This window comes from Candidatus Magnetaquicoccus inordinatus, from assembly GCF_004217665.1.
GTDB lineage: Bacteria > Pseudomonadota > Magnetococcia > Magnetococcales > Magnetaquicoccaceae > Magnetaquicoccus > Magnetaquicoccus inordinatus.
On record NZ_RXIU01000211.1, the window covers coordinates 1 to 2,239 of the forward strand.

General features: G+C 56.5%; 2 protein-coding genes. Both read right to left on the minus strand.

What is annotated here, in order from left to right:
- Positions 1-115: 115 nt before the first annotated feature.
- Positions 116-1,753, minus strand: coding sequence for an ABC transporter permease (locus EJP87_RS13020; protein ID WP_130472308.1), 1,638 nt, complete (start codon positions 1,751-1,753; stop codon positions 116-118).
- 38 nt (positions 1,754-1,791) lie between these two features.
- Positions 1,792-2,239 (minus strand): extracellular solute-binding protein (locus EJP87_RS13025; RefSeq protein ID WP_130472309.1); only part of this gene is annotated, 448 nt, incomplete at its 5' end.

Sequence of the window (2,239 nt, forward strand, 5' to 3'; positions counted from 1 at the left end):
CGCCTAATGGAAGCAAGCTGTGGGCATTGGCGCGCATTTTTTGCGCCAATGCCCACAGCATCCCCATGGGGGTAGAGCTGGCGAGCCAGCACGAACCTGAATAGTTACCGTTTTTTTAGCATTCAGAGAGCGACGAGCTGCGGCGTACCAAGAGAATTACTGGCAAAAGGCCCGCCAATACCAGCATGACAGCAGGCAAGGCAGCCCGTTCCCACTCCCCCTCCGAAGTCATTTCATAAATGCGCACAGCCAGAGTATCCCAACCAAAGGGACGCAACAGCAAAGTGGCGGGCATCTCTTTCATCACTTCAACCAAAACCAGCAACAGAGCGGTCAACAGGCTGGGCCGCAACATGGGCAGATAGATGCGTCGTGTCGCCTCGGCATGCGTGGAACCAAGGGTATAGGCCGCCTCCACGAGCGAGGGTCGAATCGCTTCCAAACCACTGGCGACCGGGCCGTAAGCGACCGCCAAAAAGCGGGTCACATAGGCAAACAGCAAGGCCAGAATGGTCCCGCTCAACCAATTGCCACTGGGAGCCCCAGCAAAAAAGCCGAGCAGCAGCGAGAGACTCCGCTCCACCCCGATCACCACCAACATCACCCCCACCGCCAACACCGAACCGGGCAGAGCATAGCCGATGGTCGCCACCCGCACAGCCACTGTGACCGATCCTTTACCGCAGCGCCGTTTTGCCACCCCCAGCAACAAGGCGCCAGCGAGAGCCAGCACCGCGGCCAAAAATCCCAGCAGCAAGGTATGCACCACCAATGCCCAATAGCGGCTGTCGAGGTCGCTGCTGCGTTTACTGACCCAGAGCAGCAGTTGCAGCAGTGGCAGCAGGAATGCCAAAAAAAATACTGAGCCAGCGCCTATCGTGGCGGCCCAACCGCGCCAGCCGTTGAGCATGATTCTGTTTTTTGTTGCCTGCTGCCCCACCGCGCTCACATAGCGGGCTTGCCCACGCATTGCCTGTTCAACAATCAGGGCGATAAAGATAAACAGCAACAACAAAGAGGCCAATTGCGTTGCGGCAGGCAGATTGAACAGACCGAACCAAGCCTTATAAATGGCGGTGGTAAAGGTATTAAAACTGAAAACCGAAACGGTACCAAAATCGGCCAATGCCTCCATCACCGCCAAGGCGGTACCTGCGGCAATGGCCGGGCGCGCAATCGGTAGAGCGACATGGAAAAAGGCTCCCCAGGGAGAGCGTCCCAGCAGGCGCGCCGCCTCCAGCAAACGCTCTCCTTGACTGAGAAAAGCGCTTCTGGCCAGCAGATAGACGTAGGGATAAAGGGTCAAGGAAAAGATGGCCACAACCATGAAGGAGGAACGGGGGTTGGGAAACCAATAGCCATTGGCACCAAAGAGTCTGCCCAACCACTGCTGCAACAGACCGCCATAATCCAAAAAACCCAATGTGGTAAAGGCCAACACATAGCCAGGCAGCGCCATGGGTAAAATCAGGGCCCAGGAAAAAAAGCTGTATCCAGGAAAGCGACAATAGGTGGTCAGCCATGCCAACGAGATGCCCAACAGCAAGACCCCCATGCTCACCCCCAGCACCAGAATCAGGGTATTGCGCAACAGCTCCATCAGCACGGTATCGGCCAGATGGCTCCATACCGCCCATTCCGGCTGCAACCAGGCAGAGAGAATAATCAGCAAGGGCAGCAGCACCGGCAAGGCGGCAACCCAGGCTGCCACTTGCCACCCGGAAAGGGCAGCAAGCGGCAGCAATGCAGCCATTTTGCGCAAAGAGTGTCGCAAGATTTGCAAGGCTTGGCTCATTTATAACCGGCACGATCCATCAAACGGACGGCAGCGGCTTGGTGCTCTCCTGCCAAGGAGAGATTCAACGACTCACTTTTGAACGTGCCCCAGGCGGCTACAGTGGCATCAGGCGACACTGCCGGATTGGCGGGATATTCCATGTTCAACTCAGCAAAGAGCTGTTGCGCTTCCGGGCCAGCCAGCCACTCCAACAATTGGCGTGCCTCTTTTGGATGTTTGGCATGGGTAGTGATACCGGCCCCGGAAACATTGATATGGGTACCAGAGCTGGCCTGATTGGGCCAAAAAAGGGCGATGGGCAGATCGGGCTTTTCCTTTTTCAGGGTGCCAAAATAGTAGGTGTTGACGATACCCACATCACATTTACCGGCAGCGATGGCCTCCATCAATTTGCTGTCATTGTTAAAAACCGGCAGCGCCAGATTGGCTACCCAACCACGG